We start from the raw sequence: 13,852 nt of genomic DNA on the forward strand, positions 1-13,852 counted from the left end.
AGGGAACTATTCCTTTTTGGGAAGGTTTCGAACAATATTTAATGGACACATATGAATACGATCCAGCTGTCCACTTTCTTGTGATAAACGGTGACGGAGCACCGTGGATTACCTCTTGTCGTGAGCATTTTAAGAATGCATTTTTCACCTTAGATCGTTTTCATGTAGCGAGAGATGTCCGCTCTATTTTTAAGGGACATAAGCGATACCGTTCCATCTGCAAGAAACTTGCGAAATATGACGTGGACGGCTTTATGGTGGAACTAAATAGTGCCGTAGGTACATTCGATGATGATAAAAAAGAAGAAGCATTAGCAGATTTAATTCGCCAACTCTCCCAGTACCCAGAAGCATTGGGAGACTATCGGGTGTGGCTGGGTGATCAAGGGATTGATACAAGTGGTATGCGTCCAATGGGAAGTGCCGAAGGGACAATGAGGGTGTTTGCGAAGCGGTTAAAGAACGGGCGAAGCTGGAGTGATAAGGGGATTACAGCATTTATTGACTTCATGGTCGCCCTAAAAGATGGCTTAGATATCAAAACATTAGTAGGGAAAATGGAAAGTAAGCTCCGAAAACCACAGGAAACAAAACCACCTAAACATTATATAGAAAAGCTTAAAAGTAGCGTAGGAGAAGCGACAAGGCACAATGTCTCCTACTTACACCAGGCAACTGGAAAACCTATCTATCAAGCGCTTAAAGGTCTTCAAGGTTTTTAAATTGTAAAATCAACACTGTAATTTGGAAAAATAAAGGAATGAAAACGCATTCATAAGTAGCTATACCAGCAAAGAAATATGCCCCTTTGAAATACCTCCCACAAAAACTTGACTCAATCTAACAAGGCAAGACCCAAGGTTAAAATAGTGACAAGTGTTAAGATGAATTTAAAATCAATAACTGGTTTAAATTTGACTTGCTTTGAATTGATCTCATATACTCCCAAGGGCGTTACTTTAATGACCCCTCCACCGCCCTCGCCCTGACCAACCGAGGAATTAGCCGATTCTCCGGAATAGCCACCTCCACCACCAACCATATAGTTTACTTTTGCTACAGGAAGCACTTTTTTATTGATGAATTCAATCGGATCGCCATAAACCAAGGACACGTCTTTTTGACGCGCAAATTTTTCAAATAGCTTTCCAATGGGAGATTGGTAGTTAGTCGTTTTTTCGGTCTCCATAATCTACCTTCTTTCTAGCGTTTTAGTATTGAAATTGTACATTAACGGTAGCGCTAATTGTGATTTGTCCTGGTTCGATTGGTGTGGACACGCTTGTTTCTTTAGCTGCGAATGATTGGAATGCGATAGGCCCGCCACTACCTTCTTCTACAATTTTTATAGGAATAGGATCAAACTGAATCTGCATGGTTTCCGCAATTGTCTGTGCCTTGGCTGAGGCATCTTTTAACGCCAGACTAAGCGCTTGTCGATAATATAATTCTTCATTTTCAATCATGAACTGAATCGATGAAACGCTGTTTACACCATTTTGGACAGCTACATCGATTACATTACCAACTTGTTCAATGTTCCTAATTTTGACGGTGATTGTGTTTGAAACTTGGTAGCCTCTAAATAGTTGTTTCCCTTCAACATAATCGTATTGTGGGAAGATGTTGTAAGAGGATGTTTTTATATCCTCTCTGCTGATTCCCAATCCTAACAACGACTCGATTACTTGATTCATCACATAGGCATTTTCCTGTTGTGCTCGACTGAGATCCTTATTTTCAGTACGAACTTCGAACTGGATTTGCGCAATCGTCGGTTCAACCTCGAAATTACCAGTACCGTTAACTGTCATCACTCTACGTTCTGTAGGCGTGGCTTGTTTTACATAGGGATAATACATGTGACTCCACCTTTCCTGACGTTGACTATGGTCCTGTAGATTCTATGCCACCTGTCTTGGAAAAATAAGTAGGGAATGTGCTTAACGAAGATACATCCATTTTTCTAGCACTTTAAAGATGTCATTATTTACGTTTTCACCTATTTCTTTCGAATTCAACATTACATAAACTGACTTCAAAAAGTTCTTCACTGTTCTTTGGACATGGTAGGCATCGATTGATCCCTTGTTTTCATACAAACTTCTTTCGACCATTTCAGTCAATTCTTTGATCCATAGTTGGACTTCCTCTTCGACATTTTGGTATTCAAGTAACGAAGCTATTATTATTGCAAGCCGTTCCTCTTCTTCATCTAAATAATCTACTTGTAGGAAGAGGGAATGTTTAATTGCACAAAGAATTTGGTTGATATCCTCTTTTTGAATGAAAGGATGTTTTGCCAAGGCGTCCAAAGCATCAGCGCCGTGAGCTATTGCATGAGCCCATCCCTTCTGGGGAATAAAGCCCCGTGTATCTTTCTCTTCCATCATATAACGGATAGCCTGCTTGGCTGTATGCTGTATTATCGCGGGACTTACTATTTTATTCTGCACGTCATACTCTATAATCGCCGCAATGACAAGTACGGAAAAGGAACGAGTGAAGACAGAATCCGTTCCAGACTCGCCAATTCGATGAAATAAGTAAGATTCACCCGTGACTGTTTCAAGTAGACTTTGGATTTCATTTGGATTCAATTGATTTGAATAAATGAGTTTTACAAAGCTCTGGTAGATTAGTTTATCGCGCAAATGTCCATCCGAACTACCGATATTCAACAACATTTCTTGTCTACATTCATCTGCAAGTATAGATATTTTGCCGCCGAGGTAACTTTTTAAAGTTGTTGCCAACATTCTTTTTTCATCTTTCACGTCCAACAGCGTAAAGCGTTCACAAACGAGAAGCATATCTTCCGAAAACGCAAGCCCAAGTTTCTGTAATTCACTAGTGAAGAATTTCACATGCGCGGATTTCCACTCTTCATATGGGCCTTCCCCTTCAGCCTCCGCAAAATCTTCCGTCACTTCATTCATCGGTATAAGCAACACTTCCACCGTTTTAATGATGGCTACCGGCTGTTCGTTACGGTTTAAAATAATGCTATAATCTTCTGTCGTGGGCAATGGCTCATTTTCCAGTTCATAGAAGACATGTCCGGAACAAGTAGCTGTCTTTGTTCCGTCAACCACAAGCCGCGCAAGCTCATCAGGAAGACCACCGAACATCCACGCGCTAACGGACAGCGGCTGCTCCTCACCTTTCCAAAATTCATTCCAATATAATTGTGACGCTTGATTCATTCTAAGATTCCCCTTTTTATAAGTGAAAACTGCATTCATTCCATTTTCATCTTTTATCTTCTTTACCACCGGAAGTACAAATCGACATGCCAAGACAATTCCTTCTATCGATTAACCCCCACATCTGTAACGACAATCCCCTTCCATATGGACTTCCAATTCTTACGCCTAACCCTAGTTTCATAAATCTGCATTCTTGCTTTTGAAAAATAGAAATTAGGGGTTGGTTTCACCTTCAGATTTACTAAGTCTGTTATGCCATGTGGGGCTACTAATACGACATTGTCTTCCCTATCCAATTTCACGCCTAATGCTGTCGCCGTTTCAGGAAATTTTGAGATTGCATCGACGGACGATGAATAGGGAGAAACAGTATTGACGATATGCATTCTTGCTTGATTTTTAACTGACCATGGAATAGCCGGATATAGGCTGTTTAACACTTTTTCAAGTTTCTTTTCCTCATTTTCTTCAATGTTAGCTGGATTATAATAAATCACATCTATATCTGGAATCTCCGTTCGCTTCTTAACATTATGCAATACATCCCAAACTTTGGAACGAACAAATCCTGCACAAATCCACCAATCCGGTAAACTCAATTTTCGGGTACATTTCAATATATCCATCATCCATTTATCTTCACGAATCAACTTACTAATATCTTCTTCACTTTTGAGAATCATATGTTCATCCTTCAATCCAATACTGCCTGCCATCGTCACTTCGGTTCATAAAACGGTAGTCTATAAGGAAACGTCTAATTGTGGCGAAATCGGGGTGGATTGTCCTTAATAGATCATTGATTTCTTTTTCTGTATAACGTTTATCCCTGTCAAATCGCTTTATGATTTCCGAAGCAACAATATACTTCCTTTTATCCTTACTCGGAAATACATCAAGCGGTCCGTTTATTCCTTGCTTGAAGTAGTTCTTCACAATCTTTTCTCTTTCCGCAACTGAAAAAGTAAATGCTTCAGCCAATACGTTCACTCCTTTCATTAAAATAAGTAGAATTAGCATTCCATCCATACGCGACTTCACTCAACTTCTTACCTGCAATCTCGATTTCTTCAGTATCTATCTTCTTTCCACCCAAAGCTTCATAAAATCGGCAAGCCGGGTTCTCTTCCATCGCCCATATAAGCATCGAATTCAAGCCCTTCTCTTTCAAATCATCCACGATGGATTGAACAAGTAGTCGGCCAATCCCTTTGCTTTGGTACTCTTCCAAGAGATAGATGGCATATAATTCACCTGTATAGGCTTCATAATTCCCCGTGCGCTCTTTTCCCCCTGTAGAAAACCCCACGACTTGACCATTCTCATCTTCCGCTATGTAAACATGATTCTCTTTAATCCCTTGCAGCCAAATCTGTTCTCTTTTTTCATAAGAAAGACTTTCCAGAAATGCATCCGGTACAATCCCTTTGTATGTCGTCCTCCAACTATTCACATGGACATTCGCAATACCTTTTGCATCTTCTGTAGTCGCTTTTCGAATAAGCATCCTAATCACTTCCTTTCAATATTGTCAAAAGACCTGTGCAATTGATCGAAATGGGCTGTTGTTATATCTTTTAGATTCAGAACACCATTCGCCAATACCTTTTTAATACGCTTAAATTCCGACCAAGCCAATTCATATTCATGTGCCGTTATTACTTTTTCCTTCATGGCCGTTTCCAATTCATCCAAATCCTTGTCAATGACTTTTCCGGTTGGCAAGACGATTAAATCCAAATACAAATCATCCATCCATGGTCCGTGCTCGGTACAATACCCAATTTTTTTGCTTATATCGATATACCACTGAACAATACCACCTGAAGCGTCAAACACTGTTGTAACCGAATAGTACTGACCTTCGGGAAAATGCTGCATCCAGAAATAACCGCGATCCGCTATGCAAACAGTCCTCCCCTCGTACGTCATATATAAGGGTTCACTTACTTCTTTCATATGTAATAGGCTCACATACCCTTTGAAATATGGGTCGCTATCAATAAAGAGTTCCGTATACGTCCTCTCTGTTACCCGTTTCCAATCATATCTGCTTCCATATTTTCGTTTCAGCATCTATATCCTCATTTCAATATGCCATTCGCAAACTTCTTGAGACCCATCTGTTCATAGAACGGAAGCAATTTGTTCCTGCAGAAAAATTGGAATGGCAATGAATTTGTTACTGTAGGTTTCACTAATTGTTTAAATAAGTCTGTACCTATCCCATTCCCTTGAGTTTTTCTAACGGTGTTTATAAGAGAAAGAGCTATTAATGCAATCCATCATCTTGGCCGCGCTTCATACGGATGAATTTGCCCTATAACCCCTTCTTCATCAGTCATAATCCGGTTTATAATCCCATTCGCAATTTCTTTATGGGTAAGCCAACGTGATTCAGCCTCTTCCACCATGAAACCCAAAAAGATTTCCCGGTAATCACATTCGCTGGGAACCTGGATTGGTTCATCTTCGAAATACCTCTTACTCCCTTTTACATGAAAAACCCGAAATCTTTCAGTTGCATGATTCATTTCCAAAACCTTCTCCAGCAAGCTATAATTTGGTGTCCAACTGACAAGAAGGTCAAAGGGCCCCCTCTCCTCAAGGGCTTTCCCAATTTCAACAAATACGTCGTCGGTATCATAATCCACTATCAATGGAAAGATGGAATGATCGGGGCTTTGTACATGCAGAAATTCGAATTTAGTATGCGTACGTCCGATGACGGAAACAGAATAGCCTTCATGTGCCAGATGAATACAGACCTTCGTTAGCATACCAGTACCCCCTATTACGAGGGCGTGACCATTTCTTTTCATCCTTTCACCTCTACATTAGAAACGTGACATGAAAACCACCTAAAAAATCGGCATACTCGCTAAAAACATCTTTTTAAAGGATTCATTCATCCATCCATTTCGTTTGTTCCGATGGCGATTACAGGAACAATTTTCCCTGTCAATGAACGTACGCATATAATCGACATAGAAAGAAACGCCTTCGCCATGTCCTTACACATGACGAGTGCGCTGTTTACGACTGCTGTATGAATTGAAATTGGTGCAATACGTAATACTTGAATGTACAACTATCGAAAACCGATTTGGCTCACGTCTTACCTTTTCCTACAATTCATCCGATATCACTTCTGCAAATTCATAACATGTGTTGTTTCAGAAGCAGAATCATCAAAGTCAAAACCATTAACTCGATAAAAAGCATCCGCTTTCGAAGATTCCGTTCGGACAGTTATTTCATTAAAGTAATCACGTGAATGGTCTGTTATTTCTTTCAGAAGAGCAGATCCTGCACCTTGACGACGGGCATCCGCTTCCACATAGAAACGCTGTAACCTTGCTACTTTATTGTCCTCAGAGAAAGGTGATTGATTCACGCCGCCAATCGCAACGATATTCTCCCCCTTATCACGAATGCAAAATAATGCCTCTCCAGGTTGGTTAAACGTATTTGTACCATCTTTATAGTCATCCACTAAACGGGACAAGAAGCGATAGCCTTCCGTTTCACTTTCCTCAACCAACTTTGTAATATCAAGCTTTTGCAAATCATCCACTCGGTCCACAGTAAATTTCATCCCTATTCCTCCTGTTTAGTTATTAGATTTTTGTATACATTCTAATTCTACAAAGGAGAGTAAAACACCTTCTTTTTTCTGAACAAAACAAAAATGACTTGCAGGCACGATGTGCACTGCAAGTCATTTATTTAATCCTTACTTTATCTCTAGATCATCGTATTTCGCCCTTGAGAACCCGCGGCCTAATATTTCAGAGGCATTTATGAAAATGACAAATGATGAAGGCTCTTCTGCTTGTAGAAGTTTCTTGAAATAAATGGCTTCTGATTGCTCAACTACACATAAAATCATCATTTTCTCCTGATTGGAATAACCACCCATTGTTTTAATCTTTGTGAGTCCACGATTGATTTCATTTTGAATAATTGCTTGGATTGCTTCTTCTTTTTCAGTGATTATAAGTACCAATTTGGTCGGTGAAGTTTGCAATTGAACAAAATCAATTACTTTACTCGTAACGTATATTGACATCAATGCGTAAAGTGCTAATTCAAAGTTAAATACAAATGCAGAAGTTACAACAACCAGACCATCCACTAGAAGTTGCGAAAAACCACTTGAAAGGCCAGTGAACTTTTTAACCAATTGAGCAATTAATGCCGTGCCACCGGTTGATCCATTTCCTCGATAAACAATTCCCAGTCCAATTCCGAGCACAATTCCACCATATATGGCACTCAGTAATGGATTATCAATCGAAATCCCCATATCCGCTGTGAGCCAAATTACAAACGGCAAAAACGCTGTCCCCACAAATGTCTTATAACTAAATTCTTTCCCAGCAATCAATACACCCAGTATGAGTAATGGAATATTGATAATCCATTGCACGTAAGCCGGATTGAATTGGAAAAGTTCATATAGAATTGTACTAATCCCTGATATTCCACCTGCTGCGAGTCTTGCCGGTAAAAGAAAAATATTGAATGCCAATCCGACAATCGCGGCCCCAACAAGCACTTGTATATATTCAAATATAATCGTTTTCTTAAAGTTTTGTATTGCCATTTTGCGTTACCCCTCTTTCTCCATTCATTTTAACAAAAAAAGGAGGGGGTCTTCAGATATAAGTTTTTTCTGACTTTCCTATCACCTTGCTGGGAAACCAGAAGACGTGTCTTGCAAAACTGGAAGTTATTTTCATTGAAAAACGATCATGCATGCTGTACTATATAAACATAAGCTGCGTTGTACGTATTGTAATTAAGTTTTAACCTTTATGCTGTAATAGGGAGTTTTACATCGAAACTGGAATGGTACGCTTAGTTCCTATATGCAACTAAGACATACAGGAAAGTTTCTGCGAACACCCACTTTGAGGAGTGGTGGTTTAAAACTTTCATAATCTGATACGGCAAAGGCGGCTACGCTTTAAAGCCATATATACTAAGGCTCAAAAAAGCATCATCCTTTATTGGATGGTGCTTTTTTGATGTTATTTTATTGATTGACGTAAATCTGACGCAAAAACACTTTACGTTTTGTTATAAAAGGTAATAAACCTTTGTCACGACAAGTCTTGACATCCACCAATAGAACATTTGTATAATAAAGGATTCCAGCGTATCATTTGTGTGTTTATTTGACACTATTTTGATGCTTCACTTTTTAATTCAAGGTTTAGAAATACACCTATTTTTCTCAACAAAAAACCGACCGCGTTACATAAAGGTCGGTTTGCTTATTAGTAAGAAAAATGGTCTGTTTGGTGCGATTGATAAAGTCTGTCAGGCAAGCTTGCAGTCACCGTCAAAGCAATATTTAAGAAGAAGTCTTTTCACGGCGCAATAATAAACCTAGAACCGCTCCAATAATTGCCACAATCACCATAAACCCAAATGTATCACCGAAAGAATTCGCTGCTACCCCGGCTATCGCCTGCTGCATCGCTTCAGGAGTCTGTGGAGCAGATCCTGGTGCGGATTGGGCAAGTTCTTTAAATTCATCTGTTCTAAATGTGATTCGTGCTGATAAAATTGTCACCAACGTGGCTACAGAAAGCGAATTGATCACTTGCTGCATGGAATTCGTCAGTGACGTCACCCGGCTGACCAAATGACGCGGAGCCATATTGAATAGGTGTGTATTCATAGGCATTGTCATCATTCCCATACCTGCCCCCGCCATGATTAACGGGACTAGTAAATCCTTTCCGGTCGTTGTCATATCTACTTGGGAATATTGATAAGTCGCTCCTGACACGAGACCGAGTCCAATGACGACAAGCCAACGGACGCCGATACGGTCGAAAAGGTAACCTGCAATCGGCATGACAATCATTGAAGCGATCGCCTGTGGCAATAAAATCATTCCCGTGTCAAATGCTCCAAAACCTCTTGCTTGTTGAAGAAATTGTGGAAGCAGGAAGATTGCCCCGAACAGCGCAAACTGACCAATCCATTGCACGACGATTCCGATCGAAAAGTCTATTGAACGGAAGACCCGTAAATCCAGAAGCGGCGTTTCAATCGATAGTTCCCTAATGATAAAGGCCACTAAAGCGATTCCACCGATTACGAGACCTGCGATTGTATTGACAGAAGTCCAACTATTCGCCCCTTCAATAACGCCATAAGACAACCCAGCGAACGCGATAGGAGCAAGAATCATGCCTGGCAGATCAATTCCGGTAACCGTTTGACGTTCCACTTTGGGCAACGTTTTTAAACCCATTATGATAGAGATGATTCCTACAGGAATATTAATAAGGAAAAGCCATCTCCAAGAATAAAATTCAACCATCCATCCTGACAAAACCGGTCCGATAGCTGGGGCAAATAAAATCGGAATCCCCATCATTGCCATAACAGTCCCGACTTTGTGTTGCGGGCTAAGTCTGTATACATATGCCATCGCAACAGGTATTACACAACCACCGCCAAGCCCTTGTATAACGCGGAAAGCGATAAGCCAACCTGCACTATTAGGGATTGCACATAAAACAGAAGCGATTGTAAATAATGTAATGGAACTTAAAAACACTACCTTCGCTCCAAATCTATCTGATAACCAACCCGCCAATGGGATGACGGAAGCTTGAGCTAACATATAACCAGTGACTGTCCACTGAATTGTCGGGAAATCTGTGTTTAAGTCTTTGAGTAAGGTAGTTAACGCTACATTCATCGATGTGCTATTTAGAACAACCATAAACACCCCTGCAATAATAGCTAGCAAAGGAACGATAATACTTTTAATCCTAAACTCTTCTGTTACTACGTTCTTCTCCATCTTAATCCTCCTAATTTGCATGAAGCTCATTTGACTGCAATTTGTGCAGAATGCTATAATCTATCAGGACAACTGTCCTCTAAAAAGATAATACGGACAACTGTCCCGTTTGTCAACTAGTAATTATCTACTCTATAGATTCGCTTTGTAAGCAGAATGGAGGATTTCACAATGACTGATTCTACGAATGAAAAAAAAGTAACAAAAAACAAAGATACTTCTAGGAACCATGGTCAGGAAAACGCTGAAAAATACCGAAATCGAATTGTAACAGCATCAAAGAAACTATTTGCTGAACATGGTATTGAAAATGTCACGATGCATCAAATTGCGAAAGCTGCCACTATCGGACAAGCCACCCTATATCGCCGCTATTCTCATAAGGGCGAAATCTGTATGGAAATTCTGAGCAGCAATACTCAGAGCTTTTTGAAAGAACTAGATTTATTGCTCACTTCGACTGAGAAAACCTTAACGCCCCTAGAGCAATTGGACAATGTAATTACCAAGATTGCAGACTATATAGATGACAAAGCCAGCATGCTTGTCATCATTAAAATTGAATACAGTCGTGAACTTCAATTGTTACAATTCCACCATCCCATCTTTCTTTACTTGCACAAAATTATTTCCGACTTGTATACAAAATCTATTAATAATGGAGAAATAGTAAAACTCCAGACAACTTTGACTGCACACACATTAGTAGCTGCCTTGAGTCCCGACCTTTTCCTTCATCAAAAAAATGTAATGGGCTTCAGCAAAGAAGAAATTCTTGCAGGTATACGTCAAACATATATTGAAGGGGTTAAAAAACGGTGAAAAAAAGAACCTTGGAACTTTTAGGGTTCCTCGGTTCTTTCACAGAGGTTATTCTAAAAGCTATCACTCCAAAAGCGAACGGTGCCTGTCACTAAAACTAACATGTTTATTTGAACAGTCATCGAAAGTCAAACTTTCATGATTACATAAGTGGCAGGTACTCTACAATTACTGGAAGATATTTTCATTGAAAACAATCATGCCATGCTGTACTATATAAACATAAGCTGCGTTGTACGTATTGTAATTAAGTTTTAACCTTTATGCTGTAATAGGGAGTTTTACATCGAAACTGGAATGGTACGCTTAGTTCCTTTAGCAACTAAGACATACAGGATAGTTTCTGCGAACACCCACTTTGAGGAGTGGTGGTTTAAAACTTTCATAATCTGATACGGCAAAAGCGGCTACGCTTTAAAGCCATATATACCAGGGCTTTCAAACAGGCATCATCCTTTATTGGATGATGCTTTTTTGTTGTTATTTTATCGATTGACGCAAAAAACGATACTATATAAGACGTACTAAAGAATTGCACGTATAACTTGTCTATGCCGTTGTATGGGAGCTCCTCGTATGCATTCCATTTGAGTGGCTGCAGTTGCTTGTAGTGGAAGTGCGAGACTCCTGCGGGAATAACGTTAGCCGAAGACCCCGCAGGAAGAGCCGTCACGAAGAACGGCTTTTGCAACCAAAAGCGTCAGCGTTGGGAGCACGGGGGGCAGAATGCCTTAATTTCTGCAAATAACGCAGAAATTAAGGCAACGCCCGCGGAAAGCGAGTACTGGAACGGAAAGCAACTGCCCTTGTGATATTATAAACTTTTGCTTGTTCTATATAGTTTTCGGTTAAACTGCCGAATGAACCCTGCTGATTTAACCGCCAGTAGGGATTTTTTCACTTTATGATTTACCACTTGCCAACTATTTATTTGAATTCACAAAACCTTTACATCACCTTAATACTGCCTCAACAATCGTCCTTTACTATGAGTCTTGTAAGGAAAAACATTTTAGGGGGACAACAACAGATGAAAAACGTTAAGACACTTGCAGCAATCGGTCTTGCCTGCTCGATATTTCTAGCAGCGTGTGGTGGGAATGATGGCAGTACCGGAAAGAGTGCCTCCGCTAAAGAAGATTTCGTACTTAGCGGTAATTTAGCCGGTGACGGGTCATCCACAGTAGCACCAATCATGGAAGCGCTCGTTGAAGAGTACGCACAAGCGGAAAAGGATGTAAAAGTTTCTGTCGGCGTTTCAGGTACGGGTGGTGGCTTTGAAAAGTTCATAGCTGGTGAAACCGATTTTTCAAATGCGTCGCGTCCAATAAAAGATGAAGAAAAAGAAAAACTGGACGATGCCGGTGTTGAGTACACTGAACTTAAAATTGCATTTGATGGATTAACAATTGTCGTAAATAAAGAAAATGACTGGGCTAAAAACCTAACCGTAGAAGACATCGAAAAAATGTGGGTGGAAGATGGTACAACTAAAAAATGGTCCGACATCGACCCAAGCTGGCCCGAAGAAGAAATTATCTTCTATGCTCCAGGTACAGATTCCGGGACATACGATTATTTTAATGAAGTAATCTTACAAGATAGTGATCTTGTTAAATCAGCAACACTTTCTGAAGATGACAACGTTCTTGTAACAGGCATAAAAGGTGACAAGAATGCCATTGGATTTTTTGGTTATGCATACTACGATGCGAACAAAGACTCTTTAAACGCTGTATCGATTAATGATATTGAACCCAATTCTAAAACAATTGAGTCTGGAGAATACGAACCATTCTCACGTCCTCTGTTCGTCTATGTAAGCAATGCAGCATTGAAAGAAAAAGAAGCTCTTCGAAACTTCATGGATTTCGTCATCGACAACTCAGCTGAAATGGCGGATGCAGTCGGATATGTTCGCCTTCCGGTAACAGAATATGACGAAGCGAAAAAACAATTAGATTCTGTAAAATAATAGACTTAATCGCTCATTTCAAACTTTGGCTGTCCGGTTGCCGTACAGCCTTCATACTGTGAGGGGGCTCGCCTTTTGTCTTCGATACAACCAAGTGAAAAAATGCGGACACGCGATGTCATTGCCGCCGCGAAAAAGAGGGAGAGGTTCGGAAAACTCGTTCCTCATATCTTACTAGTCGTAACAAGTCTTACTGTACTCGCAACATTAGGTATTGTTTACACATTATTAAAAGAGACTTTTATATTTTTCACCCATATAAACGTTTCCGACTTCGTGTTTGGTACAGAATGGGCACCTTTTTCCAATGGGTCACCCGCTTTCGGAGTACTACCGCTCTTAATAGGAACTCTAAAAATTGCACTTGTTGCTCTTCTCATTGCCGTTCCAGTAGGTCTAGCTTGCGCAATTTTCTTGAGTGAATATGCATCACCAAAAGTTAAAAAAATTATCAAACCTATTATTGAACTGCTTGCAGGGATTCCAACAATTGTTTATGGTTTTTTCGCTTTGACGTTCGTGACACCTTTTCTACAGACGCTCATTCCTTCACTTAAGTTATTTAACGCGCTTAGTGCAGGAATAGTAGTCGGCATTATGATTTTACCAATGATTGTATCCCTATCTGAAGATGCACTTTCTGCTGTCCCTGCTACATTCCGCGAAGGGGCATATGCGCTAGGTTCTACAAGATTTGAAACGGCGATCAAGGTCGTTATTCCTGCAGCGGTATCAGGAATTGCTTCTTCAATTATTTTGGCCGCTTCACGTGCTGTGGGCGAAACAATGATTGTATCCTTAGCTGCCGGTTCAACTCCCGCATTTAACTTGGACTTAACCGGATCAATCCAGACCATGACTTCCTACATCGTTCAAGTTGCTACAGGAGATGCAGGGTATGGAACAACCATTTACTACTCGATTTATGCTGTCGGTTTCATGCTGTTCTTATTTACATTCCTTATGAACCGAACTGCATTGTACGTTAAGACGAAATTTAGGGAGGACTATTAA

At 40.1% G+C, this 13,852-nt stretch carries 16 protein-coding genes, 2 other RNA genes and 1 pseudogene; 6 read left to right on the forward strand and 13 right to left on the reverse strand.

Annotation, left to right across the window (positions count from 1 at the left end):
- Nucleotides 1-722, forward strand: a 722-nt coding sequence (locus FILTAD_RS08525; protein ID WP_203229682.1) for a UPF0236 family transposase-like protein, incomplete at its 5' end; no start/stop codon positions are given.
- 113 nt (nt 723-835) lie between these two features.
- On the opposite strand, the gene FILTAD_RS08530 is transcribed toward FILTAD_RS08525, so the two are convergent.
- The 12 genes and pseudogenes from FILTAD_RS08530 to FILTAD_RS08580 form a co-directional block, all read right to left on the reverse strand.
- Nucleotides 836-1,189 carry a spore germination protein GerW family protein gene (locus tag FILTAD_RS08530; RefSeq protein ID WP_124070128.1) on the reverse strand — a complete coding sequence of 118 codons (354 nt, stop codon included), beginning with the start codon at nt 1,187-1,189 and terminating at the stop codon, nt 836-838.
- Between the two features lie 22 nt (nt 1,190-1,211).
- The gene (locus FILTAD_RS08535; protein WP_124070130.1) at nt 1,212-1,862 is read right to left on the reverse strand and encodes an SIMPL domain-containing protein; all 651 of its coding nucleotides are present in this window, start codon (nt 1,860-1,862) and stop codon (nt 1,212-1,214) included.
- A gap of 81 nt (nt 1,863-1,943) precedes the next feature.
- Nucleotides 1,944-2,759 carry a DUF2785 domain-containing protein gene (locus tag FILTAD_RS16090; RefSeq protein ID WP_345788898.1) on the reverse strand — a complete coding sequence of 272 codons (816 nt, stop codon included), beginning with the start codon at nt 2,757-2,759 and terminating at the stop codon, nt 1,944-1,946.
- Nucleotides 2,757-3,206: pseudogene (locus FILTAD_RS16095) on the reverse strand (ASCH domain-containing protein); the annotation flags it as partial. The gene FILTAD_RS16090 and the pseudogene FILTAD_RS16095, both read right to left, overlap by 3 nt.
- 104 nt (nt 3,207-3,310) lie before the next feature.
- Nucleotides 3,311-3,892, reverse strand: a complete 582-nt coding sequence (locus FILTAD_RS08545) for a nucleotidyltransferase family protein (RefSeq protein ID WP_124070134.1) — start codon at nt 3,890-3,892, stop codon at nt 3,311-3,313.
- 4 nt (nt 3,893-3,896) lie between these two features.
- Nucleotides 3,897-4,190 carry a DUF2087 domain-containing protein gene (locus tag FILTAD_RS08550; protein ID WP_238988195.1) on the reverse strand — a complete coding sequence of 98 codons (294 nt, stop codon included), beginning with the start codon at nt 4,188-4,190 and terminating at the stop codon, nt 3,897-3,899.
- Nucleotides 4,183-4,716: a GNAT family N-acetyltransferase gene (locus FILTAD_RS08555; protein ID WP_124070138.1), complete on the reverse strand. Its 534-nt coding sequence runs from the start codon at nt 4,714-4,716 to the stop codon at nt 4,183-4,185. Before FILTAD_RS08555 ends, FILTAD_RS08550 begins: the two co-directional genes overlap by 8 nt.
- Nucleotides 4,717-4,721: 5 nt before the next feature.
- On the reverse strand, nt 4,722-5,285 hold the full coding sequence (locus tag FILTAD_RS08560) for a ribonuclease FAU-1 family protein (protein WP_124070140.1): 564 nt from the start codon (nt 5,283-5,285) through the stop codon (nt 4,722-4,724).
- A gap of 209 nt (nt 5,286-5,494) precedes the next feature.
- The gene (locus FILTAD_RS08565) at nt 5,495-5,989 is read right to left on the reverse strand and encodes a Rossmann-fold NAD(P)-binding domain-containing protein (protein ID WP_124070143.1); all 495 of its coding nucleotides are present in this window, start codon (nt 5,987-5,989) and stop codon (nt 5,495-5,497) included.
- Nucleotides 5,990-6,117: 128 nt separating this feature from the next.
- The gene (locus tag FILTAD_RS08570) at nt 6,118-6,300 is read right to left on the reverse strand and encodes a hypothetical protein (RefSeq protein WP_124070145.1); all 183 of its coding nucleotides are present in this window, start codon (nt 6,298-6,300) and stop codon (nt 6,118-6,120) included.
- A gap of 54 nt (nt 6,301-6,354) precedes the next feature.
- Nucleotides 6,355-6,807: a GNAT family N-acetyltransferase gene (locus FILTAD_RS08575; protein WP_124070146.1), complete on the reverse strand. Its 453-nt coding sequence runs from the start codon at nt 6,805-6,807 to the stop codon at nt 6,355-6,357.
- Nucleotides 6,808-6,945: 138 nt separating this feature from the next.
- Entirely contained in the window at nt 6,946-7,818 is an 873-nt protein-coding gene (locus FILTAD_RS08580) for a YitT family protein (protein ID WP_124070148.1), read from the reverse strand.
- 169 nt (nt 7,819-7,987) lie between these two features.
- On the opposite strand from FILTAD_RS08580, the gene ssrS (FILTAD_RS08585) reads away from it, so the two are divergent.
- Nucleotides 7,988-8,181, forward strand: a non-coding RNA gene (ssrS, locus tag FILTAD_RS08585) — 6S RNA.
- Nucleotides 8,182-8,571: 390 nt separating this feature from the next.
- Here the strand turns inward: ssrS (FILTAD_RS08585) and FILTAD_RS08590 are convergent.
- Entirely contained in the window at nt 8,572-10,041 is a 1,470-nt protein-coding gene (locus FILTAD_RS08590; RefSeq protein ID WP_203229683.1) for a DHA2 family efflux MFS transporter permease subunit, read from the reverse strand.
- 171 nt (nt 10,042-10,212) lie between these two features.
- On the opposite strand from FILTAD_RS08590, the gene FILTAD_RS08595 reads away from it, so the two are divergent.
- The 4 genes from FILTAD_RS08595 (at nt 10,213) to pstC (ending at nt 13,852) form a co-directional block, all read left to right on the forward strand.
- Complete coding sequence (locus FILTAD_RS08595; protein ID WP_160117588.1) at nt 10,213-10,863, forward strand: TetR/AcrR family transcriptional regulator; 651 nt, start codon at nt 10,213-10,215, stop codon at nt 10,861-10,863.
- Nucleotides 10,864-11,084: 221 nt separating this feature from the next.
- A non-coding RNA gene (ssrS, locus tag FILTAD_RS08600) (6S RNA) lies at nt 11,085-11,277 on the forward strand.
- A gap of 616 nt (nt 11,278-11,893) precedes the next feature.
- Entirely contained in the window at nt 11,894-12,838 is a 945-nt protein-coding gene (locus FILTAD_RS08605) for a PstS family phosphate ABC transporter substrate-binding protein (protein ID WP_124070152.1), read from the forward strand.
- A gap of 102 nt (nt 12,839-12,940) precedes the next feature.
- The gene (gene pstC, locus FILTAD_RS08610; protein WP_124070362.1) at nt 12,941-13,852 is read left to right on the forward strand and encodes a phosphate ABC transporter permease subunit PstC; all 912 of its coding nucleotides are present in this window, start codon (nt 12,941-12,943) and stop codon (nt 13,850-13,852) included.

This window comes from Filibacter tadaridae, assembly GCF_900609045.1.
Classification (GTDB): Bacteria; Bacillota; Bacilli; order Bacillales_A; family Planococcaceae; genus Sporosarcina; species Sporosarcina tadaridae.

Coding starts and splice junctions, on each gene's coding strand:
- FILTAD_RS08530 (WP_124070128.1), bottom strand. CDS start 1,189: ATGGAGACCGAAAAAACGACTAACTACCAATCTCCCATTGGAAAGCTA.
- FILTAD_RS08535 (WP_124070130.1), bottom strand. CDS start 1,862: ATGTATTATCCCTATGTAAAACAAGCCACGCCTACAGAACGTAGAGTG.
- FILTAD_RS16090 (WP_345788898.1), bottom strand. CDS start 2,759: ATGTTGGCAACAACTTTAAAAAGTTACCTCGGCGGCAAAATATCTATA.
- FILTAD_RS08545 (WP_124070134.1), bottom strand. CDS start 3,892: ATGATTCTCAAAAGTGAAGAAGATATTAGTAAGTTGATTCGTGAAGAT.
- FILTAD_RS08555 (WP_124070138.1), bottom strand. CDS start 4,716: ATGCTTATTCGAAAAGCGACTACAGAAGATGCAAAAGGTATTGCGAAT.
- FILTAD_RS08560 (WP_124070140.1), bottom strand. CDS start 5,285: ATGCTGAAACGAAAATATGGAAGCAGATATGATTGGAAACGGGTAACA.
- FILTAD_RS08565 (WP_124070143.1), bottom strand. CDS start 5,989: ATGCTAACGAAGGTCTGTATTCATCTGGCACATGAAGGCTATTCTGTT.
- FILTAD_RS08575 (WP_124070146.1), bottom strand. CDS start 6,807: ATGAAATTTACTGTGGACCGAGTGGATGATTTGCAAAAGCTTGATATT.
- FILTAD_RS08580 (WP_124070148.1), bottom strand. CDS start 7,818: ATGGCAATACAAAACTTTAAGAAAACGATTATATTTGAATATATACAA.
- FILTAD_RS08590 (WP_203229683.1), bottom strand. CDS start 10,041: ATGGAGAAGAACGTAGTAACAGAAGAGTTTAGGATTAAAAGTATTATC.
- FILTAD_RS08595 (WP_160117588.1), top strand. CDS start 10,213: ATGACTGATTCTACGAATGAAAAAAAAGTAACAAAAAACAAAGATACT.
- FILTAD_RS08605 (WP_124070152.1), top strand. CDS start 11,894: ATGAAAAACGTTAAGACACTTGCAGCAATCGGTCTTGCCTGCTCGATA.
- pstC (WP_124070362.1), top strand. CDS start 12,941: ATGCGGACACGCGATGTCATTGCCGCCGCGAAAAAGAGGGAGAGGTTC.